At 70.3% G+C, this 2,604-nt stretch carries 3 protein-coding genes; all 3 read right to left on the reverse strand.

Annotated elements, in window-relative coordinates; all coding sequences use genetic code 11:
* The coding region (locus tag ABZ070_RS36565; RefSeq protein ID WP_356640425.1) for an adenosylhomocysteinase at positions 1-701 on the reverse strand (701 nt) is incomplete at its 3' end.
* Positions 679-1,581, reverse strand: coding sequence for a methylenetetrahydrofolate reductase [NAD(P)H] (metF, locus tag ABZ070_RS36570; RefSeq protein ID WP_356640427.1), 903 nt, complete (start codon positions 1,579-1,581; stop codon positions 679-681). The genes metF and ABZ070_RS36565, both read right to left, overlap by 23 nt.
* Positions 1,578-2,604: vitamin B12 dependent-methionine synthase activation domain-containing protein (locus tag ABZ070_RS36575; protein WP_356640429.1), on the reverse strand; the 1,027-nt coding region annotated here is incomplete at its 5' end. The genes ABZ070_RS36575 and metF, both read right to left, overlap by 4 nt.

Here is a 2,604-nt window from a genome sequence, read left to right on the forward strand (position 1 = left end):
CACCCGTACTTGTTGTCGAACTTCGACTTCGTCACCGCGTCGTTCACATTGATCGCCGGGAACAGCAGCGTGCCGTCACGGTGCATCTCGTACAGCCGGTGCACACCGGTGGTCGTCTCCTCCGTCACACCACGGATCTCGGCGGCGAGGGCGGTCCAGTCGATGGTGGAGCGGTGCAGCAGTTCGAGGATGACGCGGTATTCGTCGTTGTCCGCGGTGGACGGGTCGGGGACGGCGCCGGCCTTGGTGAACTCGACGCCCTTGTGGACCAGGAGGGTGGCGTCGCCGCCGTCGTCGAGGATCATGTTCGGGCCTGCGTGGCCGGGCCAGGTCAGCGCCTGCTCGGTGCACCACCAGTACTCCTCGAGCGTCTCGCCCTTCCAGGCGAAGACGGGGATGCCGGCGGCGGCGATGGCGGCGGCGGCGTGGTCCTGGGTGGAGAAGATGTTGCAGGACACCCAGCGCACCTCGGCGCCCAGCGCGACCAGGGTCTCGATCAGGACGGCGGTCTGCACGGTCATGTGCAGGGAGCCGGTGATGCGCGCGCCGGCGAGCGGCTGTGCGGCGGCGTACTCCTTGCGGATCGACATCAGGCCGGGCATCTCGTGCTCGGCGAGGGTGATCTCCTTGCGGCCGAAGGCGGCGAGGGAAAGGTCGGCGACCTTGAAATCCGTGAAGTCAGCGGCCGGCTGCGAGGGCATGTGCACTCCTTGAGTTCTGGATGTTCTGGTGGATCTCGAGCGTCGCGGTGGAGCGGTTGAGCGTGATGTAGTGCAGTCCCGGGGCGCCTTCGGCGAGGAGCCGGTCGGCCATGGCGGTGGCGTGTTCGACGCCGATGCGGTGGCCGTCGGCCGGGTTGTCGCGGGCCGCGTCCAGGCGGCGGGCGAGGTGGTCGGGGAAGGCGGCGCCGGACAGCTGGGCGAAGCGGGCGATCTGCTTCACGTCGGTGGCCGGCATGATCTCGGGGATGATCGGGGTGTCGCAGCCGGCGGCCGCGACCTTGTCCCGCAGCCGCAGGTAGTCCTCGACGTGGAAGAACATCTGGGTGATCGCGTAGTCGGCTCCGGCGCGGCACTTGGCGACGAAGTGGCGGATGTCGCTGTCCCAGTCGGCGGAGCGGGGGTGGCGCTCGGGGAAGGCGGCGACGCCGACGCTGAAGTCGCCCGACCTGCGTACCAGGGAGACGAGTTCGTGGGCGTGGCTGAAACCGTCCGGGTGCGCCGTCCAGGGGGCGCCCGGGTCGCCGGGCGGGTCGCCGCGCAGGGCGAGCACGTCGTGCACGCCGGCGTCCGCGTACTGGCCGATGATGTGGCGCAGTTCCGCGACGGAATGGCCGACGGCGGTGAGGTGGGCGACCGGGCGCAGGGTGGTTTCCGTGGCGATGCGTTTGGTGACGGCGACGGTGCGGTCCCTGGAGGAGCCGCCGGCGCCGTAGGTGACGGAGACGAAGGTGGGGGCGAAGGCCTCGATGCGGCGGATCGCGTTCCACAGGGTGCGGGTGCCGGCCTCGGTCTTCGGCGGGAAGAACTCGAAGGAGAACGAGGGTCTTCCGCTCGCGAGGGTGTCGCGCAGTGTGCTCATCCGCGGCCTCCGGCGTTGAAGTAGCTCGCCTCGGGGTGGTGGATGACGATGGCGTCGGTGGACTGCTCGGGGTGGAGCTGGAACTCCTCGGACAGCTGGACGCCGATGCGTTCCGGCCGGAGCAGTTCCGCGATCTTGGCGCGGTCCTCCAGGTCGGGGCAGGCGGGGTAGCCGAGGGAGTAGCGGCATCCCTGGTACTCGGTGCGGAGCATGCCGTCGAGGGTGCCGGGGTCGCCGGAGGCGATGCCGAGTTCGGCGCGCACCCGGGCGTGCCAGTACTCGGCGAGCGCCTCCGCCAACTGCACGGACAGGCCGTGCAGTTCGAGGTAGTCGCGGTAGGCGCCTGCCTCGAAGAGCTTGGCGGTCTCCTCACCGATTCTGGAGCCGACGGTGACGACCTGGAGGGCGACGACGTCGGTTTCGCCGGTCTCCTCGGGGCGGAAGAAGTCCGCCAGGCACAGGTGCCGGCCGCGGCTTTGGCGGGGGAAGGTGAAGCGGGTCCGCTCGGAGCCGTCCTCGCCGAGGACGATCAGGTCGTCGCCCTTGGACACGCACGGGAAGTAGCCGTGGACGACGGCCGCTTCGAGGAGGTTGTCGGTCTGCAGGCGGTCCAGCAGGCCGCGCAGCCGGGGGCGGCCCTCGCTCTCGACGAGGTCCTCGTAGGACGGGCCGGTGCCGCGGGCGCCCTTCAGGCCCCACTGGCCCTTGAACAGGGCGCTCTCGTCGAGCCAGGAGGCGTACTCCCCCAGCGCGATGCCCTTGACCACGCGGGTTCCCCAGAACGGCGGCTCGGGGACCGGGTTGTCGACGGCGACGTCGGAGCGTGAGGGCGCCTCCTGGGGGCGCTCCTCGATGAACGTGGCAGTGGTCTGCACACGGCGCTGCTTCAGTTCGGGCAGCACCGCGCCGGGGACGCCCCGTTTGACGGCGATGAGGGCGTCCATCAGGCGCAGGCCCTCGAACGCGTCGCGGGCGTAGCGGACTTCGCCCTCGTAGAGTTCGTGGAGGTCCTGCTCGACATAG

The organism is Streptomyces sp. NPDC006283, from assembly GCF_040613325.1.
In the GTDB taxonomy this organism is placed as follows: Bacteria; Actinomycetota; Actinomycetes; order Streptomycetales; family Streptomycetaceae; genus Streptomyces.

Coding starts and splice junctions, on each gene's coding strand:
- metF (WP_356640427.1), bottom strand. CDS start 1,581: ATGAGCACACTGCGCGACACCCTCGCGAGCGGAAGACCCTCGTTCTCC.